This is a genomic window from Maribellus sediminis (assembly GCF_011799805.1).
GTDB classification, from domain to species: domain Bacteria; phylum Bacteroidota; class Bacteroidia; order Bacteroidales; family Prolixibacteraceae; genus Draconibacterium; species Draconibacterium sediminis_A.
In genome coordinates, this window is sequence record NZ_WXUB01000007.1 from 1 (window position 1) to 23,078 (window position 23,078).

The following is a 23,078-nucleotide window of genomic DNA, read 5'->3' on the forward strand; positions in this document are numbered from 1 at the left end:
CGTTAACCAAGCCCGTTTCCATTCCAAAAATCCCCTTCATCATCTCTTAGAACTTCGCCTCTATTCAAAAGCGGCTGCAAAGGTAAAGATCATTTTTAATAATCCAAATTTTATTTCGATTTTTTTGAAGTTTTTTTATTCGTTGAAAATCTCATCAAATATATAATCCACCTCAAAGCATCGTCTCCTTTGCTATGTTCCGTGTTTCAATCCCTCAGTGAACTTCGCTGTAAAAGCGGGTGCAAAAGTAAACAAGGATTTTATATTTCCAAACATGTTCTACAAAATAATTAAAGAAATATTTCGTCCATACATACAATGAACTGAAGATCAAATACAAGCCAATTGAAAATTATTCAAACATTTTTAGGGCCGCCGATTTGAAGAGGCAGTATACCGTAGTACCCACGTTCAGATTCATATTCTTTTTCGACGCCTCGGTGATTTCGACCAGCACCTTTTCTCCTGCATCAACCAGGCAGAATGCAAGTCCATTCCTTGAAAATATCTTTTCGATAGTACCCGGAATCTGGTTTCGGAGCGAAATTTGGTCAACCGGTTTTAGTGCAATGGAAATATCTTCGGGCCGAATCAGCACTTTAATTCTCTGTTCAACTTCGATATTCGGATTTAAAAAGGATTGCAAAAGCACCTGTACCTGAAATTCGCTTGCGGGACTATGCAGCAATACCATGTTCTTTTGAGGCAACGTGGCAAAAACACAAAGATCAAAAACATTGTAGAGTCCGGCATCGCGCATTAATTCAATGTTGTTTTCATCAACTATCAGATCCTGAAACTTTCCAAAGGCACTTATTGCCCCATTCTTTAATAATAATAAATGGTCGGTAAGACTAAGCAGATCGGGCAGATCGTGACTTACTATTAATATTGGAATCCGGAAACGTTTGTTGAGGGCAGTCAGAAAAGGAATAATGGTACTGCGCAGTTGCACATCGACAGCCGAGAACGGCTCGTCCATCATTAACACCTGCGCACCACTTAACAGTGCGCGCCCAATAGAAATCCGCTGCTTCTCTCCTCCCGAACACTCATCGGGCTTTTTATCCAGCAGATGCTTTATCTTTAATATGTCGGTTACTTCATCAACACTAATGTTGCTTTCGGTATTTCTGTTGATACCGTATTCCAGGTTTTTCAAAATTGAAAGGTGTGGGAAAAGCCTGATATCCTGAAAAACGTAACCTACTTTTCGCTTGCGGACCGGCATATTAATCCGTTCTTTCGAATCGAAAACCGGGGTTTCGTTTAATATTACATAACCCGACTCTGGTTTAACCAACCCGGCAATTGCATTTAGCATACTTGTTTTGCCATGTCCCGACGGACCGTAGATACCCGTAATGCCTTCCGAGATTTCGGCTTTTACATTCAGGAAAAACTCCTTCCGTCGTAATTGTATATCGAATTTGATTACCGCACTCATCTTTTCCGATTTAAAATTCGACGGTTCAGGTATTCGGCTCCAATCATGGCAGCCAGCGAAAGCAGCACCGACACAATTACCAGCTTTAAGGTTGAAGCTTCCTGACCCGGTACCTGCATACTGGAAAAAATAGCAAGCGGCAAGGTCTGTGTTTCGCCGGCAATGTTACCGGCAAAAGAAATGGTGGCACCAAACTCGCCCAGGCTTCGGGCAAATGCAAGGATGGCCCCACTCAATACTCCCGGCAGTGCCAGCGGAAGTGTAATGGTGAAAAATACTCTCAGGTTGGAAGCTCCCAAAGTCCGGGCAGCATCTTCGTAGTTTTTGTCAACCAGTTCAACCGACAATCGGATTGAACGGGTAACCAGTGGAAAGGCTACAACAATTGCAGCGATGACCGCTGCCGGAAATGAAAAAGCGATCTGGACTCCCCAATGCTCGTAAAAGAAACTTCCAAGCCAGCCATTTCTACCAAATACTATTAATAATATATAGCCAACTGTAACAGGAGGAAGTACAAGTGGTAAGTGAACGATACCTTCGATGATGGATTTTCCGAAAAATGCTTTCCGGGCCAGGCCCCATCCGACGAGAATGGCTATGGGTAAAATAAAGATGGTGCAAAGTACGGCGACTTTGAGCGACAGCCGAATTGCATCCCACTCGGCCGGAGAATATGTGAAAAGGTCAATCAATACTGTTTAGCGTTTGAAACCGTATTTTTCCCAAACCGGCGTCATTTTTTCGGATACAATATAATTATATAGTTGGAGCGAACGATCATTTTCGGCTCCTTTTATACTACACATATAATATCCTACCGGCTGGTGCAGCGAATCGGGAAACTCGGCCAGCACTTTTACCTTCCCCGATTTCAGTGCATCGGTTTTATATACGATGCCGGCTTCAACCTCGCCCAGTTCAACAACCATGAGTGCCGAACGCACATCTTTTGCAGGAAGGAAGCGCGGCTTCAATTCATCAGCATAGCCAAGGTTCTCCAGAATCTGCGTGGCATACGCTCCGGCCGGCACATGTTGCGGGTCTCCGATGGACAGGCGGCCGTCGAACAATTCAGGCAAATTAGTGGTATCGGAAAATTGAAAAGCTTGCAAAGAGGATTTTAAAGGCGTCACCAAAACCATCCGGTTCCCGGCAATCCGGTTTGACAATGTTGAATCGGCAATTCCTTTTTCAATTAAATAATCGAGCCACTTTTTATTAGCCGAAATAAAAAGATCGGGTTGAGCACCATTTTCTATCTGACGCGCCAAAGTTCCTGAAGACGCCAGGTTAAGTTTTACATCAATTTTTGTTGTTTCTTCAAAAGAGGAAGTAATATCGGTAATCACATCGGTTAAACTGGCAGCACAAAAAACCAGCAGTTCCTGTTTCTGTGGCGACTTCTTCGAGCTGCACGCTGAAAACAGAACTACCAGTACTATTAAATATGTAATTGTCCGTACTACTCTCATATTATCCTGAAAAATCAAATTTGCTATGACTGAACATTCAGAATTTCTTCGGTAAAACCTTTCACATCTTCCGTAAAACTCAACATTCTTTCCAGTGCAGACGAATCAGGTTCCGGTGTTTCCATTATATCCAGGGAACAAAAATTCATAAATTTATTCATAAAGCGTGCTTCTCCAAAGAAAGTTTCCGGAACTTCCACCTGTTTTTTTAATAATGCCAGCATAGAACCAACGCTGCTGTGTTCGGGCAGCATATTCATGCTCATACAAACTGCTGTGAGGTAATTCTCAATGGCCAGCCCAATCAGGTTATATATAACATGTGCACCAAGGCGTTTTTTTCTAAACGCTCCGGAAGCTGCTTTCGAATAACTGGCTGCCTCATCGTAATATTTTTTCCACTCTTCCATGATGTCTGTTGTTAAGTTTATATTGAAAGTCGAACCTGATGTTCAGGTATCAATGTTTTAATTTCACTAAAGTTGAGGTCTCGTTTAAGCTTGGATGACTTTGCTTTTATCCTCGATACAAGGTCAGTCAAGTCAGTTTTTGAAAGGAAAATGTTTCTTTTTTCGAGAAAATCGGAAAGCGCCCCTGTGCCGGAATGTTTGCCGATAACAAATAACATATCGCGGCCAATCTCTTCAGGATTAATAGGCTGGTAACTTAAAGGATTTTCTTTCAAACTACGGCAGTGAATGCCCGACTCGTGCGAAAATGCCATGGCGCCTGTTACCGGTTTCGACAATGGAAGCTGCCGTTTTGAGATAGTTTCCACTAAAGCAGAAAGTCTGTTCAACAGATTTCCGTTGTAACCAAGATCGATCCCGTACGAATATTTCAACGCATAAATCACTTCTTCCAGCGCTCCGTTGCCGGCACGCTCACCCAAACCATTAACCGTTAAACTCGCTGATGAAGCTCCTGAAGTCAACGCAACTGCATGGTTGGCCGTAGCCATTCCAAAATCGTTGTGGCCGTGAAATTCAAAATCAATTTGCGGAAATGCAAAACTAAGGTCTTCGAAAAGTTCTTTTGTACTTTGTGGATTAAGGATGCCAACCGTATCTGCAATCCGGATGCGTTGGGCGCCATAATAGTGTGCTGCGGCAATGTATTCTTTCAGCAGGTTTCTGTCGGCTCGTGAAGCGTCCTGCGCACCGACGGCTACAAACGAAAAATGGTCGGTAGCCATTTTCATTATTTCGGGAAGTTCGCTAAACACCCAATCAGTAGATTTCCCAAGTGCCATTAACTGAATATCGGAAACCGGAAAACTCAGATTTACGCGATCGGCCCCGGTATTCAGCACAGCATTCAAATCATGACGGGTGGCGCGTGCCCAGCAAGTTGATTTAAACGCAAATCCCTGGTTCAGCAAACACCGAATGTCGTTTTGTTCCGAGCGGCTTATGGCCGGTGTGCCGATTTCGAGCTCAGGTATTCCCAACCGATCCAGCCACCCGGCTATCTCAATTTTTTCCTTCAGCGAAAAAACCACTCCCGGAGCCTGTTCCCCGTCGCGGAGGGTAGTATCAATAATATATGGATTCCTCTTATTCATCATAACTTCCATTTTTATGAGCATGAGCCCGACAAAACAATTAATTGAATCCCCGGATTAAATCCGGGGATTATTCAGGTTTGATTCGATTTATGGAAAAAGAGGAGGTAAACTGTTGGTATAAACAGTTTAACTTTTCTAATCGCTTATGAGATACTCTTCAACAGCTTCCCCCTCTTCAAGTGCATCTAAAATGTCATCAATTCTTTCTTCGGTCAATCCTCCGTACCAAAAGTTATTGGGGTGGATCACCATCACCGGACCCTGCGAACACACATTTAAACAGGCAGTAGATGAAACTGCGACGTCTAATCCGCGGTCGTTGCATTCTTCCATTATATATTGTATAAAATCGGCTCCCCCGTTTTTGTTACAGTAGCCTTTGGCATCGCCGGCAACCCGGTACGAGTTGCACACAAGAATGTGATAATCTGGTTTTTTCATCTCATTATTATTTAAAGTTTTTATTTGTATTCGATGTAACTCGCCAGGAATAATTTTTCTATAAAAGAATTGTATTATTCGCTCGTTTCATGATTGATTTCTTTAGTCGGAAGTTCAACTTCACCCCTCTCCCGGGACCCGGGATCTCCCCTCTAGGGGAGATTTGAAGAATCAACAGACTTCCGAAGATTTATACTTTGTTGATTTGTTATTTACAGTTTCCGCTGCATCCGGGAATTTTATTTACGTCGCAGGTGCAGGTTTGCACGGCAATCCCGATGATGTCGAATTGCGATTTTGGTGTTTCGCCAATCTGAACGGTGTACAATTTGTCGCAGTCATGTAACTTTTCTTTTACCACTGAAAACCGATCGGGCGAGAATTTGTGAGCCGGATCAGCGGGTACATCTTTTTCACAATCGCAATATGATGTCACATCGCGCGATTCGACTAATGTCATTTCAGTGCCTTCTACATCGTACACATCAAATCGGGTAGCTTTACCAAAGTGCTGATCCACTTTCTTCCCATCGGTTGTTGTTACTGCTATTCTCATAACTTATAAATATTATTAGAATTCTTTCTTTTTTGAACTGCTCTTACTTGCGCTCCAAATAACTTTTCCTCTTTTATCTACTCCGCAACGTGGAGCGTGATTTCGTACTTTATTTCTCTCTCTGGGTGTTGCCCCGGGCTATAATGTTTTCGCCCTTTCAGGGCTTTTATCCGCAGCCGGTTCCTTTGCCCGAACAATCGGCACCGCATTTGAATACATCGGCTTTTTTCAGGGTTTTCAGTTCTTTTCCTTTATAGACGGCGTCGAGTCCCTCATCGATTAAACCGGTCATTTCCACTATTTTTATTCCCGAACGACCGATAATTGAAGATGGTGACGGCCCGATTCCTCCCACCAGCAAAGCACGACAGTCACTGATCACTCCACCCAGCTCTTCCCAGCGCGAGTTGCCTGCACCCGGTTTTGGTGTCGGACGTTGTTCAACCAACTTATAACCGTTTGGTGTTTCGCGGAAAATAAATAGCTGCTGAGCCTCTCCCAGGTGCTGATTCACCAGCAAACCTTCGTAACTGGCCACGGCTACATTCGGACGCGACTCATCGAGATTAACCGAAAGATTGGAAACTTCAGAAAGAATACGTTTTGCTTCCGCATCATCTTGTCCGAGCAACCCAACAGCATCTGCACGACAGCGTGCACAGTGTGTCATTGGCGGCAGATATTCTTTTATCTCCTGACGCAGTTCCTTCATCATTTTTGGAGAAGGCTCTTCAAAATCTTCGAAAGGAGTTCCTTCAACCGGGTAAAGCGGGATAGTATTCATCAGGTCAACACCAAGTTCCTGCATTTTTTTAGCCACTTCAATCACTTTGCCGTCGTTAATTCCCGGAACCACAATTGTATTTGCCTTCACGGTAATTCGGGCACGTTTTAAGGCCCTTATTGCTTCCAACTGGTTTTTTAGCAGAATCTCAGCTGCCTGTTTTCCGAAATATCCACGCTTCTCGAAACGCACCCATTTATACAGTTGCGATAACGTTTCGGCTTCAGTAGCATTTATAGTTATTGTTACATGGCTGACTTTCAATTCGGCCAGTTCATCGACATAGGGCAACACATTCAGCCCGTTTGAAGAAAGGCAAAGAATCATTTCCGGAAATTCTTTACGGATCAGGCGAAGCGTGGTCATGGTTTGAATCGGGTTGGCAAACGGATCGCCGGGACCTGCAATTCCCACCACCGATAAATTCGGCATTTTCTCTTTCAACCTGATCGTATAAGCCAAAGCCTGTTCAGGAGAAAGTACTTCGCTTGTAACACCGGGACGACTTTCGTTCACGCAGTCGAAATCGCGTTTACAATAATTACAATGAATATTGCATTGCGGAGCAACCGGAAGATGTACCCTGGCATATTTGCCTTTGGCTTCTTTATTGAAACATGGATGTGTTTTAATGTCAATCATAACTTATCTTTTTTAGCTGTGAGCTTCGAGCTGTGAGCTTTGAGCCAACCTCACTCCTCATTACTAGCTACTCACTACTTGTTACTACATATATTTATATCCTACCGGTGATGAATCTTGTTTGTACTCGATCAGCGCATTAACTATTTTGTCAAATAGTTCCTGGGTTCCGGCGTAGCCCAGGTGTTTAATGCGCTGTCCGCCGATACGGTCGTGAATTGGAAATCCAACACGGATAATCGGGATACCCAGTTCGCGGGCGATGTAATATCCTTTGCTGTGCCCGATCAGAATATCAGGTTTGTTACTTTGGCACCATTCTTTTATCGACTCGAAATCGTAGCCTTCACGAACAGTGATTTTATTCCCGTTCTCGGGACAGTATTTCAAAATTTCCTGTTCGAGCAAACCACTTTCGCCACCTGAAGCTGCCAGTGCAATTTCAATCCCGATCTCGTCGAGGAAGGCACACATGCCTACCACAAAATCTTCTTCGCCGTAAACCACGGCTTTCTTTCCGAATACATATTTGTGGGCATCGACGTAGGCATCAATCAGGCGGCCACGTTGTTTGGTGTATTTTTCTGGCGTTTTCTTTCCCGAAAGTTTTTCGAGTTCTTCAAAAAAGCTGTCGGTTTGAGTGATCCCGATTGGCATAGGCAAACGTACAAGCGGCACATCCATTTGCTTTTCAAGGTACTGTGCCCCGGTTTTTGTGACATTCAGATTTTTTACCCGGCCACTCAGTTTTCCAAGATTCAGCACGGTACCGAATTCGATGGAAGCTTTGGCAGAACCGCTTTTTTCAACTTCCTCTATTGTGGTTCCGCCTTCGGGAATACGTTTGTAAGTATCCCAAACCGGGTTATCCAGACTCTCGGAATAATCAGGAAGAATGGCCGTTTCAAGACCAAAATCAGCAACTATTTCTTTTAAAAGACGAATATCTTCTGTTGAAATAAAGCCCGGGAAAAGGTTGATATGGTTTCCGGGAGCAGCTTTTTTAGCAAACTTGCGAACTACCGACGCAACAGCTTCATGAAAACCGTCGATGTGCGTGCCCTGGTAACTGGGTGTTGAAGCCACAACAAATTCTGTTTTGCCATCAAAATCCTCACTTTTCAGCTCATGAAGAAAAAGCGTTACATCATCACCGATGGTTTCACTGAGGCAGGTGGTAGAAATTCCAATAATTTTGGGCTTGTATTGATTGATAATATTCTGAGCCGCAAGTTTAAAATTTCTGTCACCTCCGAAAATAGTGGAATCCTGGGTGAAATTTGATGAAGCAATATCGATGGGTTCTTTATAATGGCTGATCAGGTAGCGGCGAATGTACGTGGCACAGCCCTGCGAGCCGTGAATAAGCGGAACACAGCCTTCAAAACCTTTGTAAGCCACGCTGGCACCAAGCGGCGAACACAATTTACATGCGTTTTGTGTGGCTTTGTAATCTGTACCTTTATGTAATACTTTATTTGTTTCGAACATGGCTGTCTATTTTATGAATTTCCAAACCGGGCTGGTTACCGACGCATACACTTCTTTTGCAAAGTTCATCATACCGACATAGCCGGCGAGTGCTTCCTTGCGTTCGTGGTTGTGGTCGCAGAACCCGAGACCGAGTTTGTGTGCAATCGGGCGTTCTTTAACACCACCGATGAACAGGTTTGCCCCGGTGAGTTTTACAAATTCCGAAAGTTCATTCGGATTTGAGTCATCAACGATTATGGTTCCATCGTCGCAAAGTTCTTTCAGCAGTTTGTAATCGTCGGTATTACCGGTTTGCGATCCAACCACCACTGTTTTCATTCCGATCAGTCGCAGCGCTTTCACCAGCGAAATGGCTTTAAATGCACCGCCAACATAAATGGCTGCTTTCTTTCCTTCCAGTTTCTGACGGTAAGGTTGCAGTGCCGGAAGTAATTTTGAGATTTCATCGCGAACCAGTGTACGGGCTTTTTCCATCATCTCCTCATCTTTGAAATAACGGGCCACTTCGTACAAAGCATCCGACATGTCTTCGATTCCGAAGTAGGAAACTTTCATAAACGGGATCCCGTATTTTTCTTTCATGTCTTTGGCAAGATGGACCATCGATCCGGAACATTGTACCACATTGAGTGTGGCCTTGTGTGCGCGGCGAATTTCGGCTACACGACCATCTCCGGTCATGCACGAAACCAGCTCAACTCCAAGCTTTCTGTAATATTCAGCAAGAATCCAGAGTTCACCGGCGAGGTTAAAATCCCCCAAAATGTTGATGGAGTATTTCGAAGGTGTGTAAGAATCGTCGGTTCCCACCAGTTTTGAAATGGCATCGCAGGCAATTTTGTAGCCATCCTTTTTGGTTCCGTTAAAACCTTCCGACATTACCGGAATAACATCGATTCCTTTTTCACGAGTCACCTGGCGGCAAACGGCTTCCACATCATCACCGATAACACCAATTATACAGGTTGAAAAAACAAAGGCAGCTTTGGGTTGATGTTTGTCGATTAACTCGCAGAGGGAATGATATAATTTTTTCTCACCTCCAAACACCACATCTTTTTCTTTTAAATCGGTGGTAAAACTCAGGCGGTGAAGTTGCGGTCCTGATGAAAGCGCACCACGGATATCCCAGGTGTATGAAGCACAACCTACGGGGCCGTGAATGACGTGAAGTGCATCGGCTATCGGGTATAATACCACCCTCGAACCACAAAACACACACGCACGCTGGCTAACTGAACCGGCCAGACTATTCTTTTCACAGGCAACTTCTGCGCTGTTTTTCCCTTTGGTTACAATTTGAGTTTCGCGGTCTTTTAAAAAACTGTTCATGATGCACTTGTTTTAAAGATGACCTCCCGGGAAAACGAGCTCCCCGGGAGGAGAGGTAGTTATTGTTGTTTAGTTACATAACCAACTCGAAAGACTCTTCCGGAGCAGTGGCATCCTGTTGGTCCATGATCACTCCGAGCATTTTCTCGAGAATACGAATGGCTCCCTGGTAACCAACTGTAGGGAAGTAGCTGTGACCAATGCGGTCGAGGATCGGGAATCCCATGCGAACAAAAGGAATACCTTCGTCGCGAGAAATGTATTTACCGTAAGTGTTACCGATCAACAGATCCACCGGCTCTTCCTTGATCCACTGATGCATCAGGAACATATCGGCCTGCGGGCCGTTTTTGTATTTGGCTTCCGGTACTTTTTCGCTCAGAATCGAGGCCATGCGTTTATCGAAAACTTTACCCGGAGTTCCTGAAACAATGTAAACCGGTTTCATATCCAGGTCAACCAGGAATTCAGTCAATGGGATCAGTGTATCAGGATCGCCGAAAAGAGCTACACGCTTACCATATAAATACTGGTGCATGTCGGTGATCACGTCAACCAGGCGTCCGCGTTCTTCTGTAATGACTTCAGGAATAGAAATTTTGCCGGCCAGCGACAATTCCTGAATGAAACGGTCGGTAGCTTTTAATCCGATTGGCACTTCAGTAAGGCTGAACGGCACTTTGCATTTGTTGTCGAGCATTACAGCAGCGCTTTTAGCACCCCACTCGCCCATGGCAACGGTTTTCATGCTGTTTCCCATGCTTGCAATTTCTTCCACGGTGGTTCCACCTTTGGGATACATTTTATATTCACCGGTCATTGGCGTATCAAGCACATCGGAAGTATCAGGCAAAAGCACGGTTTTAATATCCATTAAACCTGCAATTCTTTTCAATTCGCGCATATCAGAAGGCTCCACCCAACCTGAAAGCAGGTTTACCTGACGGATTTTTTCTTCGGTGTTGTAGGCGAAATACTTCACAAAAGCCTCCAGCATGTTGGCATATCCGGTTACGTGAGAACCAACATAACTAGGTGTTGATGCCTGAACCACGTGTTTTCCTTCCGGAATTTTACCATCGTCGAGTGCTTTTTTTACAATCTGTCCAAGGTCGTCACCGATGGTTTCTGAAAGACAGGTTGAGTGCACTGCGATGATATCAGGTTCGTAAATGGTAAAAATATTATCGATCGCCTGCAAAAGGTTGGCCTGACCGCCGAATACCGAAGAACCTTCAGTAAACGAACTGGTTGCAGCCATTACCGGTTCTTTGTAGTGGCGTGTCAAAGCGCTACGGTGATACGAACAGCAGCCCTGTGAACCGTGGCTGTGTGGTAAACATCCGTGCACTCCGAGTGCTGCGTACATTGCACCAACCGGCTGGCAGGTTTTTGCCGGGTTTACTGTTAATGCTTTTCTCTCTTTTACGTTGCTTGTTGTATGTCGTAATAACATGATAATTTCATTCGTTTAAATTATTAACTTAAAAAGGCAACTCATGTAACTCCCATTAATTCTTCATCCTTGTACAATATCAGATCGGATATAATGGTCGTTTCCTCCTAATTTTATGAGTCATAAGTAACACTTCCCACTATTTCCGGCTCATGTTTCCAGGGAGCATCAACCAGTTTCCAGATATCGGTACCAAGCATGCGCTCCATTTCTTTGTAGAAATTAATTGCACCGCCAAAAGCAGCGTATGGGCCACCGTAATCGTAAGAGTGAAGCTGTTTTAACGGAATTCCGTATTTCTGAACCACATACTTTTCTTTAATACCCGCACAGAAAATGTCGGGTTTGTAGAACTCAATCAGTTTTTCAGTTTCCCAGTGGTTTACATCGTCGATTACCAGTGAATTCTTTGACATATCAGGCATCATACCTTTGTAATCTCTGAATTCATAACCGCTCTCTTCGAGTTGGGCTTTTTTAGCCACGAGGTCGTCGCGGTAATTTTCATCGTCTTTCGTTACACTCAGGTCTTCGATATTACGGGTATCGGCGTCAATTTTGATGTTAGGAATTACCTCGCGGCCTTCGTAGTCGTCGCGGTGAGCAAACTCGTAACCTGCAGAAACCACGCGAACTCCAAGTTCGGTAAACAATTCCTGGTAGTGGTGAGCACGTGATCCACCTACAAACATCATGGCCAGTTTTCCTTCCACTTTAGGTTTAACAAGGTCGGCAACAGCTTTTACTTTAGCCGATTCGCGGGCGATAACCACTTCCACTTTTTCTGATAATTCTTTATCTCCAAAGTAATCGGCAATTTTTCGCAGTGTTTTAGCCGTAGCATCAGCTCCAATAAAGTTCACTTTGATCCATGGAATACCGTATTTTTCTTCCATCATCTCAGCAATGTAGTTGATGGAACGGTGACACATTACCATGTTCAGGTCGGCGGTGTGCGAGTAAGCAAAACTTTCGACAGTTGAGTTACCGCTATAAGTTGAAAGCAGTGTAAGACCGCACTCTTCGAATATTCTTTCAATTTCGAAAGCATCACCACCAATGTTGTATTCACCCAAAAGGTTCACCTGAAATTTTCCGGTGCGCGGACGATCTGTGTTACCCACAACATGTTTAAAGATTCCGTTATTGGCAATGTGGTGACCGGCCGACTGCGAAACTCCGCGGTAACCTTCGCAGCTAAAACCAAAGATGTTGATTCCAAGCTCCGCCTTCATTTCACGTGCTACCGAGTGAACGTCGTCACCGATCAAACCAACCGGACAGGTTGAAAAGATACCAATTGAACTTGGATTAAATATTTCAAAAGCTTCGCGGATGGCGTTTTTCAGTTTTTCTTCTCCACCGAATACAATGTTTTCGTCCTGCATATCGGTAGAAAAAGCATAGGTCATAAAATTGGGATCGCCCTTTTCGGCACGCGTTTGGTTACGCCTTGTCAACCAGGCATAAAAACTACATCCGATCGGTCCGTGAACCAGGTTTATAATGTCGCGTGTTGGCCCGAGAACCACACCTTTACACCCTGCATAAGTACATCCTCTCTGTGTAATAATCCCAGGAATGGTACGAACGTTGGCAAGAATTTCCTGACCTTCGGCAGGATCGTTTATGATCATTGCCTTGTCTCTTTTCTTTGCCACTTTTCGCGGGTATTTCTTCAGCATCTCCTCTTTAAATTCCGAGGGATCCGGTAATCCGTTTATATAATTTTTTTTGTTCGGCATAATATTGTCTTTACTAATTAAAGAATAGTCGTTCCTGTTTCGCCGGTACGAACACGGAATGCATCGTCCAGTGGAAGTACAAAGATTTTTCCGTCGCCGGGAGCAGGTGTTTGATTAACCTCGATAATTGTATCGATTGTTAATTGCACATTGTGGTCGGAAACCGCAATATTGAGTACACGCTGAGGTCTGAGCCTGGGTTCTTTTCCGAGATGGGTAAGTGCTTCAGGCATATCCTGCTTGGCACCTTCCATCACTTTGGCATCCCAAAAACCTTTTCCGCGTCCGAAAACTTTTCCGGTTGCAGTCATCGATGTGATGCCGGCTTCAGTCAAAGCCTTTTTTGTTTCGTTCATTTTATCGATGCGGATAATCGCTAATATCATCTTCATAATCGTCTGATTTTAGGATTATAATTCTTTTGTTCCGCGGCTGATGGTATAGGCCTCTTCAACTGAGGTTACAAAAATTTTCCCATCGCCGAATGCACCTTTAGGCTCGGTGCGCGCAGCTTCCATAATGGTGCTAATTGCGAAGTCTTTGTCCTCGTCTTTTATCACCATGATCAACATTTCTTTTGGAAGTTCATCGTAGGTTATATCTCCGATTTTAATCCCGCGTTGTTTTCCACGTCCCACAACAGGGATTTTGGTTACTGCAATGTAACCGGCTTCGAATAACGCCTTCAAAACTTTACTTGATTTTTCAGGGCGAATTATGGCTCTTATCATTAACATGGTTAGTCCTCCTTTTAAGTTGATTTTTAAAATTATTAGCTGGCAATTCCGAAATCGATCAATAATTTCTCGAGCTCTTCAATTTCAAGTGGCTCAGGAATGACAAACAATTCGTTTTGATCAATCGCTTTTGCCAAAGCGCGGTACTCATCAGCCTGAGAATGTTCAGGATCGTATTCGATTACCGTTTTTCGGTTGATTTCGGCGCGTTGAACCATGTTGTCGCGAGGAACAAAGTGAATCATTTGAGTTCCCAAACGTTTAGCCAACTCTTCGATCATTTGAGATTCGTTGTCAACCTTTCGTGAGTTACAGATCAAACCGCCTAAACGAACACCACCGGCTTGAGCATATTTTTTAATACCCTTGCAGATATTGTTGGCAGCATACATGGCCATCATTTCACCCGAAACAACGATATAAATCTCTTCGGCTTTACCTTCGCGGATCGGCATAGCGAAACCACCACAAACAACGTCACCTAATACATCGTAGAAGGTATAGTCGATTTTGAAGCTTTCGTCCCATGCACCAAGTTGTTCCAACAGGTTAATTGAGGTGATAATACCACGACCGGCACAACCAACTCCTGGTTCCGGACCTCCTGATTCAACACAACGTACACCGCCGTATCCTACTTTTACAATGTCGTCGAGATCTACATCTTCGCCTTCTTCACGAAGCGTATCCAAAACAGTTTTTTGTGCCAAGCCACCAAGTAACAAGCGTGTTGAGTCAGCTTTTGGATCACATCCTACTACTTTTACATTTTTTCCGGCTTCAACAAGCCCTGCAACTGTGTTTTGCGTTGTGGTTGATTTCCCAATACCACCTTTTCCGTAAATAGCAATCTTTCTCATCGTTCTTAGTTTTAAAATTTATTTTTCGTTTGGCAGACCTTTAACGATAGCTGTGCCAAAAAACATGTTAAAGAACACGTAGACCAAAAACTTCAATTCTATCACATTGAATATCTGTCGATTAAAAATTCAAAATTTTAATTGCGGGAGAAAAAACTTATTGTAAATCCTACAAATATGTAGGATCGTCGAACCAACAGCACATTTAGGTGACACATTACACCAAGCACTGAATACCAAGCACATAACCTCACTTAACATAGGCTTAACCTACAATTTGGTAGGAAAAAAATTTACAGGATGATAGCGCATCAAAAGACGGTAAATCGTGTGAGGGAGTCGGAATACGGAAGATGTTTATGTTTTCAGACGATTAGGTTTTCCCAGAAATAATTGTTGGGATCGCATTCTTTGAATCCGGCCTTTTTATAAAGATTTTGGGCTTTGTAGTTGTCTTGCCGAACTTCGAGATTGATACGGCAATAGCCATTCTCTATGGCATAATTCTCTATGGCTTTTAAAAGAAATAAGCCTACTCCCCTTTCCCGGAATTCAGGAGAAACAATAAAATCGTGAATATTTATCAGCGGTTTGGCTTTCCAGGTCGAAAAGTTCAGGTTACAATTGGCAAGTGCCGCATATTTACCTTTTATTTCAACCAGAAAACCGAGATAAGCCTTGTGACGCCTCAGACCGCTAATTATTTTTGGTCCAAGCCCGTGAGGCATTTCTTCACCAATTCCCATATCATCGAGCATGTAGTCGTTCAGCAAACTTACTACTGCCACACAGTGATTGTCATTATTTAAGTCGACTTGTACGAGATGCATGGTATTGAAATCTATAAGGATATAAAAGTAAACAGATTTTGTAAAATCGACATGAAGAAGCTCTAAACTTTATAGCGCCACGCTTCTATCCGGTATTTTTTCAGGCGTGTCCCCAACATCCGCTCGGTAACTTTCAGGCTTTCGGCAGCTTTTACAATATTGCCTTTCGAGGTAGTCAGTGCTTCTCTGATCAATTGTTTTTCAACCTGCTCAACGGTGTACATCATTCCTCCTTTGGCCGATGTATTGGTAGAATCAGCCGTTTGCAGCGATGGCGGTAAATGGTAGCTGTGAATTACATTGTCGGTACTCAAAATACACGAACGTTCAATGCAATTTTCAAGCTCTCGAATATTGCCCGGCCACGAATAAACCATCAGCATATTCAGGGCCGAAGTGGTTATTCGTTTTATTTTTGAATTATTCTGTTTATTGAATTTTTCGATGAAGTGATCCACCAACAGCGGAATATCGTTCCGACGTTCGCGCAACGAAGGAATAAAAATCGGGAATACGTTGATCCGGTAATACAGGTCCTCGCGGAACTCTCCGTTCTTAATCATTTCTTCGAGGTTACGGTTGGTGGCAGCAATAATCCGAACGTCACTGCTTATTGTTTCAGTGCCTCCCAAACGCTCGAATTGCCGCTGCTGAATGATACGCAGAATTTTCACCTGGGCCGAAAGTGGAATATCACCAATCTCATCGAGAAATATGGTTCCTTTATCGGCCAGTTCGAAACGGCCTTTGCGTTGCGAATCGGCACCTGTATAAGCTCCTTTTTCGTGACCAAATAATTCGCTTTCGATGAGCGACTCGGGCAAAGCCGAACAGTTTACCTTTACAAAAGGCTTGCCTGCACGGGTGCTGGCCATGTGCAGGGCATCGGCTACCAGCTCTTTACCTACCCCGCTTTCTCCGCGAATAAGCACGGTGGAATTGGTTTTGCCAACCATTTGAACCAACGAAAAAACATCGCGCATTTTCGATGAATTGCCGATCATATTCAGGTTTTTTACCCCCGAAAGTTTGCTCTCGAGTTCCAGGTTCTTCTGCTTCAAAAGTTCCATTTCTTCCAGACGCTCCTGTTTCGAACGGACTACCTGACCAATCAGTGAACCGATGATGGTAAGCATTCTGATGTCTTCATCGAAACTGATGCGGGGATTGAAAACACGAACTACGCTTAATGTGCCAACTACCTTTGCGTTATCAACGATGGGTACGCAAATAATCGACAATTCCTTTCCGTCTTTGTACGTTTCCTGATTGGTTTTATTCAGAAACAAACTTGATTTAGAGATTTTTTCAATCACCACCGGCCGCGCCATTTCCACCACTTTTCCGGTAATTCCTTCGCCCAGGTCGTATTTTCCCTTTGCCTGCTGAGCCGAACTTAATCCATAAGCCGCCTCAATATAAATTTTTGAATTTTCGCGATTAAATATGCTCAAAAAACTGCGTTCTGCTTCCAGGTATTCAACAATCATACGCAGAACGGTTGGCAGGTCATCTTTTAGCTGACGGGTTTGGATCAAGCGTTGACTGATGTCGAAAAGCAAGATCATCTCGCGTAATCCGTAACATTCATTCCCGACTTTTTTGCAGTTTATCTCCATCTTCAAACAATATTACAACTACCCGTTGTCACAAAAATGAACATTTATCGTGTATTTTGTCATATTATGTCACATTTTCAAAACAATACTACACTTTTTTAACCTGAATTTTAAAAACAAGATTAATTGACAATAAAGAACAAAGAGGTAAGATAGGTGAAAACGATTCTGATTCGCGAAAAATTAGAATACTTATTCAGAACCGAAAATTCACAAAGAAGTGAAGGTCAGCGATTGCGCTTTAGCAAGGTTCTATCAAGATGCTGTGTGCCGCCAAAATTGAAAGGGCTACTAGAATTTGAATTTATAGGAAAGCCCCAGTATTTTTACACTTTCATCGTCGTTAACCAGGTAGTCGTTTAAACGGAAGTAGGCACCTACATGATGATGTTTATTGATTTTGTACTGCAAACCACCTTCCCAGCGGGCTTTTGTAAATTCACCTTGAGCAAGGTTACGGTAAAGTTCATATAAGGCATAGGGTTTCAGATCGAGTTTTTTGATGTCGTATTCCAATTGGAATTTCATGCGCAGGTAATTGCTACGATCGCTGTCGTCGCCACCAAAATCGTCGAAATTGGTGTACCTCAAACGAAACTGTGCTTCCAGCTTTTTCCAGTCGTAACCGGTTTTTGCTTCTACGGCGTAACGCCCAAACCATTGTGCATTACCATCTTTATCAGGGTTGTTTCCAAAACGATAATTTGCACCCAGCGAAAAATACTTGTTAAAATCGTATTCTATTTTTGGCTCGAAAAAATATTCGTGCAGTTCAAAATTTTCCCTGAAGCGAATCTCAGGAGCCAGACTGATCTCCAGTTTTTTGGTCAATTCTTTTGAAATTTCAAACTCAAGCCAGGTTCGTTGAGCATTTACAGAAATGAATCCAATCAATACCAGTACTAAAGTGCAAATCCATTTTATCATAATAACCTAATAACTATTTTACATACCGATCAACGCATCGATAATCTGTTCTTACTTTTCAAGCCAAAAACACAACCAATTAATCGGCTGTTCCTCCCTGTTTCAATCCGCTCTCATGAAGCGAAGCGTAAATATAGCAACTCAAACGGCAAAAACATCGAAATCAAAAACCTTTCGGAAATACTATCAAAATATTGTACATTCGCTTCATTAATTTAAATGTAGAAACCGTGTCAAAGAATCTGGTAATAATTCCCACTTATAACGAAAAGGAAAATGTTGAGAAGATGATCCGTAAGGTTTTTTCGTTGGAAAAGCCCTTTGATTTATTGATCGTTGAAGACAATTCGCCCGATGGAACGGCAGCAATTGTAAAAACGCTAATGAAAGAATTTCCGGAACAACTTCACATCCTTGAAAGAAAAGGAAAACTGGGTTTGGGAACGGCCTACATTGCCGGTTTTAAATGGGCACTGGAAAGGGATTACACAGCAGTTTGCGAAATGGATTGCGATTTTTCGCACAATCCCGATGACTTGCTAAAACTTTTTGCTGCTATTGAAAACGGAGCCGACGTTGCTATTGGTTCACGCTATGTAAGCGGTATCAATGTAGTTAACTGGCCGCTTGGACGTGTGCTGATGTCGTATTTTGCATCCATTTACGTGAAAGTTGTTACCGGCATGAAAATTCACGACACAACTGCAGGTTTTGTATGTTGGAGCCGCGAGGTACTGGAAACCATCAACCTCGACAAAATAAAACTGATTGGTTACGGATTCCAGATCGAAATGAAATTTACTGCTTTCAAATTCGGTTTTAATATTCAGGAAGTTTCCATCGTGTTCACCGACCGCCAGGAAGGAACCTCGAAAATGAGCGGTGGTATTTTTAACGAAGCTTTATGGGGCGTGCTCAAAATGAAACTTCGAAGCCTGACAACGAAATACGAGCGAAAACAATAACCTTTTAAATCAAATTCCATACCCTCAGAAAACACTGACAATTTAATGCTTCCTGATGAGATAATTATGAGTAAGATATTTTTCATCAGAAATCAAAAAGTAATGCTCGACAGTGATCTCGCAGAATTGTATGGAGTTGAAACACGACGTTTAAACGAGCAGGTAAAAAGAAATTCCTCAAGATTTCCTGAAGATTTTATGTTTCAATTGTCACAAGTTGAATATGAAAACTTGAAATCGCAATTTGCGACATCAAGTTGGGGAGGACGTCGCAAACTTCCTTTTGTTTTCACGGAGCATGGCGCATTGATGCTTTCCAGCGTGCTAAATAGTGAAAAAGCAATCAAAGTAAACATCCAGATCATGCGAATATTTACAAGAATTCGTGAAATGCGGACCAATAACTTAAGCATAAAACTTGAATTGGAAGAAATCAAGAAGAAACTGACTAACCATGATAAAAACATAGAATTGGTGTCTAACTACCTTGATGAATTAATCGAGAAACAAGACAATCCCAAACCAAGAAAACAGATTGGATACAAAAGGAAAAACGAATGATGATTAACGATTTGAGACGGAAGTAAATGTTGTTTCACAAAATCTGAAATCAAAAATCGTTAAACGATATTCGCAAATCAAAAAATGCAGGGTTGCCGGGTGCAGCCTTTTTTTGTGTTTGTTTGTAACAAATTAATCTTTGTTTGTCTATGTAGGTAGAAAGACAAAAAATGACCGAACAGGAAATAAAATTCAGAAGCTTATTTGAAGAAAACAAAGACCGCGTTTTCAGAATTTGCTGTGCCTACGTCCGCAGTGACCAAAACCGTCAGGATCTTTTCCAGGAGATATTTATAAATGTATGGAAGAACCTTTCAACCTTTAGAAACGAAAGCCATATCAATACCTGGATATACCGGATTTCAATTAACACTTCAATTAATTTTTGCCGCTTGCAAAGTGCCAGCGACAAACGTTGCGAGGAAATCAAAAAAGACGTTTTGTCCGTCAGTGAAAAAGAACTACAGCAAAAGTTCCAACAGGAAAAGGAACTCGAGAGAATGTTTGATGCCATAAACAAGCTCCCATTGCTTGAAAAAACCATTATGAGTTTACAGCTTGAAGGAATCGATCATGCAGGTATTGCTGAAGTTTGCGGATTAAGCGAAGTGAATGTGCGTGTTCGTTTTCACCGCATAAAAAAGAAACTTAAACAAATGATGGAGGAACAGGAAAATGGATTTTGAACAGTTATCAAAAAAATACAGAACAATAAAATCGCCCGATGAATCATTGGCAACTTCAACAAATGATTCGGTTACTGCAAACAGTTTATTTGAAAAGATAGAACAACACAATGCCTATTCAAAAAAACAGTCTAAGCAGTTTTATATCATTACTTCAATTGCAGCAATAGTTTATGTTGTTGTATTTATTATCAATCCCGATCCTGATTTGACATTAGAGAACAGACTGGCAGGCAGTGCCTATATTTTGGCATCAATAATACTTGCAATTTTATTTAGAAAAAAACATAAGAAAATCAAGAATAGCATGTACATATCTACTCCTAAAAGCTTTTTGGAGGAAGCCCAAAAAAGGTTCCGCTTCTGGAATAGGAATCAGTTGTGGCTCGTTGTGGTTGTACTGCTGGTTGATGTTGCAAGTATGTTTTCAATTTCAAAATACTTCGATTTCATAAACAACGCATCCGCACTAATTATTTCTCAACTCTTATATTTTGGCTTACTCGCTTTTGGTTTTTTTATGGGGAAAAAATCGTGGACAAAAAAGAAAAAACCAATCTTACTGAAAATCGATGAAATGTTGGCAGGGTTTGATGAGCATTGACTAACTTTGCTAAAAATGTAGGGAAGATGAAGACTTTGATCAAGGATGCAACGATAGTAAATGAGGGATTAAAATTTAAGGGAAGTGTTTTAATTGATGGCGAAACCATTGAAAAGATATTTCCTCAATTAGTTCCGGCTGATTTTAATTTGGAAGGAACCGAAGTAATTGACGCAAGCGGATTATTGCTGATCCCCGGAGCAATCGACGACCAGGTACATTTCCGCGAACCGGGACTTACACACAAAGGCGAGATTGCTACCGAAAGCCGTGCAGCTGCCGCAGGTGGTGTTACCACATACATGGAAATGCCCAATACCAATCCGCAAGCTGTTACCCAGGAAGAGCTGCAAAAGAAATACGACCGTGCCGCTGAAGTTTCGGCTGTGAACTATTCGTTTTTCATGGGTGCCACCAACACCAACCTCGATGAAGTTTTGAAAACCGATCCGACTCAGGTTTGCGGCATTAAAGTTTTTATGGGCTCATCAACCGGAAATATGCTGGTTGACGACGAACAAACTTTATCCGAAATCTTCAAACATGCACCAACACTTGTTGCAACACACTGCGAAGACGAAGCTACCATTAAAAAAAATACCGAAATTGCCCGTCAGCGTTATGGCGAAAATGTACCAATTTCGCGCCACTGCCACATTCGCAGCGACGAAGCCTGTTACATTTCCTCATCAAAAGCGGTAGAACTGGCTTCGAAATTCGATACCCGTTTACACATACTCCATCTTTCTTCGGCAAAAGAAATGAGCCTTTTCTCGCCGGGAAAAGTAAGCGACAAAAAAATTACAGCCGAGGTTTGCGTGCACCATCTTTGGTTCGATGAACGCGATTACATTGAGAAAGGCACGCTTATAAAATGGAATCCATCGATAAAATGTACAACAGATAAAGAAGCGCTGTGGGAAGCTTTGCTGACTGATAAAATTGATGTGATTGCTACCGACCACGCGCCGCACACACTGGAAGAAAAAAGCAACACCTATTTTAAAGCGCCGTCCGGCGGACCGCTGGTACAACACTCGCTGGTGGCCATGCTCGAAATGAGTAAGAAAGGATTTATCAGCATCGAAAAAGTAATCCAAAAAATGTGTCACGCACCTGCCGATCTGTTCCGGATTAACAAACGAGGTTACATTCGTGAGGGTTATTTTGCCGACCTTGTTTTAGTCGATCCGAATGACAGCTGGATCGTAAGCCCGGCAAACATTCTTTACAAATGTGGCTGGTCGCCATTTGACGGAACCAAATTCTCGCACAAGGTGGTTTCAACTTTTGTAAACGGGCAACTGGTTTACGATCAGGACAAAATCAAGAACGACATTCGCGGAAAACGTATCACCTTTCAATAAAAACACATCCCTCCAGGGACTTGGAAGGATGTGCAATTATAGCTTGTTGAGGGAAATCTAAGAGGGCTTAATATGCTACCAAATTCAGGCATTCGGTTTTCAAGAGGTACGTTCAAATTGGTATTATTAAAACGTTGGCCGCTTAGATCTTAGCTTAAAAATATCAAAGCAGAATACACCTCGCAACAATTAATTGAGTTATTGTATAAAGCTTAGCCTGAGTTGTATAAACAATAAGCGATCGTGTATAAAATCAGTCGAAAAAAATCTTAGGAGAATAACTTAATGTTACTTTTTGCGCACCGTTCTGCAGCAAACACTGGTGTTTTCCCCGATCTACTTCGCGAAGAAATTTCTCGTTTATGGCATGAAAACGGCTGATTCGTTTAAATGAGTTTCCGGGAAGTTGTGCAAACAGTGTCCTCAAATTGTAGCTGATAAGCTTTTTACTGTTATCCTGAAGGAATAATTCGGTGTAGTTTCCATCAGCCTGACAATAAACAATCTCATCCGGATTTACCAAAATATAACCATTTCGTGTATTAAACCGCAGTTTCGACGGAGCTTTCCCGATCAATCTTTGGATGTATTCCAGATCAACCTGATTCTTTGAAAATCCTGCATATTTTTTCACAGCTCTTACGAGCTCATCTTTCTCTACCGGTTTCAGTAAATAATCGGTTGCATTGGCCTTAAAAGCTTCAACTGCATACCGATCGTATGCGGTTACAAAAATTATGTGAGGTTCCTGGTTCTGAGGTTTTATTTCTTTCACCACATCAAATCCGTTTCTGTGGTCGATCTGAATATCCATAAAAACAAGGTCAGGTTGGTACATGTCAATTCTGCGTACGGCATCATCCGAATTCGTACAGGTTGCCAGCAACTCTACATGCGGGCAGTTTTCTTTTAGCAAAATCGAGAGATAATCAATCGCCTCCTGCTCATCGTCAACAATTATTGCATTGATCTTATCCGGCATG

General features: G+C 42.5%; 24 protein-coding genes. 5 read left to right on the forward strand and 19 right to left on the reverse strand.

All coding sequences use genetic code 11. The features are described from left to right. Positions 1 to 352 precede the first annotated feature (352 nt). The 18 genes from modC to HFD85_RS20260 form a co-directional block, all read right to left on the reverse strand. Positions 353 to 1,447: a molybdenum ABC transporter ATP-binding protein gene (modC, locus tag HFD85_RS20175; RefSeq protein ID WP_167613915.1), complete on the reverse strand. Its 1,095-nt coding sequence runs from the start codon at positions 1,445 to 1,447 to the stop codon at positions 353 to 355. Further along, on the reverse strand, positions 1,444 to 2,142 hold the full coding sequence (modB, locus tag HFD85_RS20180) for a molybdate ABC transporter permease subunit (protein ID WP_240925086.1): 699 nt from the start codon (positions 2,140 to 2,142) through the stop codon (positions 1,444 to 1,446). Before modB ends, modC begins: the two co-directional genes overlap by 4 nt. A 6-nt stretch (positions 2,143 to 2,148) precedes the next feature. Further along, positions 2,149 to 2,922, reverse strand: a complete 774-nt coding sequence (gene modA / locus HFD85_RS20185; RefSeq protein ID WP_167613917.1) for a molybdate ABC transporter substrate-binding protein — start codon at positions 2,920 to 2,922, stop codon at positions 2,149 to 2,151. A gap of 23 nt (positions 2,923 to 2,945) precedes the next feature. Further along, positions 2,946 to 3,332, reverse strand: coding sequence for a hypothetical protein (locus tag HFD85_RS20190; RefSeq protein WP_167613919.1), 387 nt, complete (start codon positions 3,330 to 3,332; stop codon positions 2,946 to 2,948). 17 nt (positions 3,333 to 3,349) lie between these two features. Next, the gene (locus HFD85_RS20195) at positions 3,350 to 4,489 is read right to left on the reverse strand and encodes a homocitrate synthase/isopropylmalate synthase family protein (RefSeq protein WP_206082042.1); all 1,140 of its coding nucleotides are present in this window, start codon (positions 4,487 to 4,489) and stop codon (positions 3,350 to 3,352) included. 135 nt (positions 4,490 to 4,624) lie between these two features. Further along, entirely contained in the window at positions 4,625 to 4,930 is a 306-nt protein-coding gene (locus tag HFD85_RS20200; protein WP_167613923.1) for a (2Fe-2S) ferredoxin domain-containing protein, read from the reverse strand. A gap of 208 nt (positions 4,931 to 5,138) precedes the next feature. After that, on the reverse strand, positions 5,139 to 5,486 hold the full coding sequence (locus tag HFD85_RS20205; RefSeq protein WP_167613925.1) for a NifB/NifX family molybdenum-iron cluster-binding protein: 348 nt from the start codon (positions 5,484 to 5,486) through the stop codon (positions 5,139 to 5,141). A 166-nt stretch (positions 5,487 to 5,652) separates the two neighbouring features. Next, complete coding sequence (locus tag HFD85_RS20210) at positions 5,653 to 6,912, reverse strand: radical SAM protein (protein ID WP_167613927.1); 1,260 nt, start codon at positions 6,910 to 6,912, stop codon at positions 5,653 to 5,655. Positions 6,913 to 6,996: 84 nt separating this feature from the next. Further along, positions 6,997 to 8,403, reverse strand: a complete 1,407-nt coding sequence (locus HFD85_RS20215) for a nitrogenase component 1 (protein ID WP_167613929.1) — start codon at positions 8,401 to 8,403, stop codon at positions 6,997 to 6,999. Between the two features lie 6 nt (positions 8,404 to 8,409). Beyond that, the gene (nifE, locus tag HFD85_RS20220) at positions 8,410 to 9,738 is read right to left on the reverse strand and encodes a nitrogenase iron-molybdenum cofactor biosynthesis protein NifE (protein WP_167613932.1); all 1,329 of its coding nucleotides are present in this window, start codon (positions 9,736 to 9,738) and stop codon (positions 8,410 to 8,412) included. A gap of 73 nt (positions 9,739 to 9,811) precedes the next feature. Beyond that, on the reverse strand, positions 9,812 to 11,194 hold the full coding sequence (gene nifK / locus HFD85_RS20225) for a nitrogenase molybdenum-iron protein subunit beta (RefSeq protein ID WP_167613935.1): 1,383 nt from the start codon (positions 11,192 to 11,194) through the stop codon (positions 9,812 to 9,814). Between the two features lie 113 nt (positions 11,195 to 11,307). Next, on the reverse strand, positions 11,308 to 12,939 hold the full coding sequence (gene nifD / locus HFD85_RS20230) for a nitrogenase molybdenum-iron protein alpha chain (RefSeq protein WP_167613938.1): 1,632 nt from the start codon (positions 12,937 to 12,939) through the stop codon (positions 11,308 to 11,310). Between the two features lie 17 nt (positions 12,940 to 12,956). Further along, a complete protein-coding gene (locus tag HFD85_RS20235) occupies positions 12,957 to 13,331 on the reverse strand; it encodes a P-II family nitrogen regulator (RefSeq protein WP_167613941.1) in 375 nt (124 codons plus the stop codon). Between the two features lie 18 nt (positions 13,332 to 13,349). Beyond that, entirely contained in the window at positions 13,350 to 13,676 is a 327-nt protein-coding gene (locus HFD85_RS20240) for a P-II family nitrogen regulator (protein ID WP_167613944.1), read from the reverse strand. 35 nt (positions 13,677 to 13,711) lie between these two features. Continuing rightward, positions 13,712 to 14,536: a nitrogenase iron protein gene (gene nifH, locus HFD85_RS20245; RefSeq protein WP_167613947.1), complete on the reverse strand. Its 825-nt coding sequence runs from the start codon at positions 14,534 to 14,536 to the stop codon at positions 13,712 to 13,714. A 365-nt stretch (positions 14,537 to 14,901) separates the two neighbouring features. Beyond that, positions 14,902 to 15,366, reverse strand: a complete 465-nt coding sequence (locus HFD85_RS20250) for a GNAT family N-acetyltransferase (RefSeq protein ID WP_167613950.1) — start codon at positions 15,364 to 15,366, stop codon at positions 14,902 to 14,904. Between the two features lie 62 nt (positions 15,367 to 15,428). Then, on the reverse strand, positions 15,429 to 16,985 hold the full coding sequence (locus tag HFD85_RS20255; protein ID WP_167613952.1) for a sigma-54 interaction domain-containing protein: 1,557 nt from the start codon (positions 16,983 to 16,985) through the stop codon (positions 15,429 to 15,431). Positions 16,986 to 17,276: 291 nt separating this feature from the next. Then, complete coding sequence (locus HFD85_RS20260) at positions 17,277 to 17,912, reverse strand: DUF2490 domain-containing protein (RefSeq protein ID WP_167613954.1); 636 nt, start codon at positions 17,910 to 17,912, stop codon at positions 17,277 to 17,279. A gap of 230 nt (positions 17,913 to 18,142) precedes the next feature. Between HFD85_RS20260 and HFD85_RS20265 the strand changes: the two genes are divergently transcribed. The 5 genes from HFD85_RS20265 to HFD85_RS20285 all read left to right on the forward strand — a co-directional run bounded on the left by HFD85_RS20265 (position 18,143) and on the right by HFD85_RS20285 (position 22,095). Next, positions 18,143 to 18,877, forward strand: a complete 735-nt coding sequence (locus tag HFD85_RS20265; RefSeq protein WP_167613956.1) for a polyprenol monophosphomannose synthase — start codon at positions 18,143 to 18,145, stop codon at positions 18,875 to 18,877. Between the two features lie 66 nt (positions 18,878 to 18,943). Beyond that, the gene (locus HFD85_RS20270; protein ID WP_240925087.1) at positions 18,944 to 19,438 is read left to right on the forward strand and encodes an ORF6N domain-containing protein; all 495 of its coding nucleotides are present in this window, start codon (positions 18,944 to 18,946) and stop codon (positions 19,436 to 19,438) included. A 170-nt stretch (positions 19,439 to 19,608) separates the two neighbouring features. Further along, complete coding sequence (locus HFD85_RS20275) at positions 19,609 to 20,124, forward strand: RNA polymerase sigma factor (RefSeq protein ID WP_167613961.1); 516 nt, start codon at positions 19,609 to 19,611, stop codon at positions 20,122 to 20,124. After that, positions 20,114 to 20,728 carry a hypothetical protein gene (locus HFD85_RS20280; RefSeq protein WP_167613964.1) on the forward strand — a complete coding sequence of 205 codons (615 nt, stop codon included), beginning with the start codon at positions 20,114 to 20,116 and terminating at the stop codon, positions 20,726 to 20,728. Before HFD85_RS20275 ends, HFD85_RS20280 begins: the two co-directional genes overlap by 11 nt. A gap of 26 nt (positions 20,729 to 20,754) precedes the next feature. Next, positions 20,755 to 22,095 carry a dihydroorotase gene (locus HFD85_RS20285; RefSeq protein WP_167613967.1) on the forward strand — a complete coding sequence of 447 codons (1,341 nt, stop codon included), beginning with the start codon at positions 20,755 to 20,757 and terminating at the stop codon, positions 22,093 to 22,095. Positions 22,096 to 22,348: 253 nt separating this feature from the next. On the opposite strand, the gene HFD85_RS20290 is transcribed toward HFD85_RS20285, so the two are convergent. Beyond that, complete coding sequence (locus tag HFD85_RS20290; protein ID WP_167613970.1) at positions 22,349 to 23,077, reverse strand: LytR/AlgR family response regulator transcription factor; 729 nt, start codon at positions 23,075 to 23,077, stop codon at positions 22,349 to 22,351. Position 23,078 lies beyond the last annotated feature (1 nt).

Bases quoted from the DNA above. Each gene is read 5' to 3' on its own strand.
- modC (WP_167613915.1), bottom strand. From the start codon at position 1,447: ATGAGTGCGGTAATCAAATTCGATATACAATTACGACGGAAGGAGTTT.
- modA (WP_167613917.1), bottom strand. From the start codon at position 2,922: ATGAGAGTAGTACGGACAATTACATATTTAATAGTACTGGTAGTTCTG.
- HFD85_RS20190 (WP_167613919.1), bottom strand. From the start codon at position 3,332: ATGGAAGAGTGGAAAAAATATTACGATGAGGCAGCCAGTTATTCGAAA.
- HFD85_RS20195 (WP_206082042.1), bottom strand. From the start codon at position 4,489: ATGATGAATAAGAGGAATCCATATATTATTGATACTACCCTCCGCGAC.
- HFD85_RS20200 (WP_167613923.1), bottom strand. From the start codon at position 4,930: ATGAAAAAACCAGATTATCACATTCTTGTGTGCAACTCGTACCGGGTT.
- HFD85_RS20205 (WP_167613925.1), bottom strand. From the start codon at position 5,486: ATGAGAATAGCAGTAACAACAACCGATGGGAAGAAAGTGGATCAGCAC.
- HFD85_RS20210 (WP_167613927.1), bottom strand. From the start codon at position 6,912: ATGATTGACATTAAAACACATCCATGTTTCAATAAAGAAGCCAAAGGC.
- HFD85_RS20215 (WP_167613929.1), bottom strand. From the start codon at position 8,403: ATGTTCGAAACAAATAAAGTATTACATAAAGGTACAGATTACAAAGCC.
- nifE (WP_167613932.1), bottom strand. From the start codon at position 9,738: ATGAACAGTTTTTTAAAAGACCGCGAAACTCAAATTGTAACCAAAGGG.
- nifK (WP_167613935.1), bottom strand. From the start codon at position 11,194: ATGTTATTACGACATACAACAAGCAACGTAAAAGAGAGAAAAGCATTA.
- nifD (WP_167613938.1), bottom strand. From the start codon at position 12,939: ATGCCGAACAAAAAAAATTATATAAACGGATTACCGGATCCCTCGGAA.
- HFD85_RS20235 (WP_167613941.1), bottom strand. From the start codon at position 13,331: ATGAAGATGATATTAGCGATTATCCGCATCGATAAAATGAACGAAACA.
- HFD85_RS20240 (WP_167613944.1), bottom strand. From the start codon at position 13,676: ATGTTAATGATAAGAGCCATAATTCGCCCTGAAAAATCAAGTAAAGTT.
- nifH (WP_167613947.1), bottom strand. From the start codon at position 14,536: ATGAGAAAGATTGCTATTTACGGAAAAGGTGGTATTGGGAAATCAACC.
- HFD85_RS20250 (WP_167613950.1), bottom strand. From the start codon at position 15,366: ATGCATCTCGTACAAGTCGACTTAAATAATGACAATCACTGTGTGGCA.
- HFD85_RS20255 (WP_167613952.1), bottom strand. From the start codon at position 16,985: ATGGAGATAAACTGCAAAAAAGTCGGGAATGAATGTTACGGATTACGC.
- HFD85_RS20260 (WP_167613954.1), bottom strand. From the start codon at position 17,912: ATGATAAAATGGATTTGCACTTTAGTACTGGTATTGATTGGATTCATT.
- HFD85_RS20270 (WP_240925087.1), top strand. From the start codon at position 18,944: ATGAGTAAGATATTTTTCATCAGAAATCAAAAAGTAATGCTCGACAGT.
- HFD85_RS20275 (WP_167613961.1), top strand. From the start codon at position 19,609: ATGACCGAACAGGAAATAAAATTCAGAAGCTTATTTGAAGAAAACAAA.
- HFD85_RS20280 (WP_167613964.1), top strand. From the start codon at position 20,114: ATGGATTTTGAACAGTTATCAAAAAAATACAGAACAATAAAATCGCCC.
- HFD85_RS20285 (WP_167613967.1), top strand. From the start codon at position 20,755: ATGAAGACTTTGATCAAGGATGCAACGATAGTAAATGAGGGATTAAAA.
- HFD85_RS20290 (WP_167613970.1), bottom strand. From the start codon at position 23,077: ATGCCGGATAAGATCAATGCAATAATTGTTGACGATGAGCAGGAGGCG.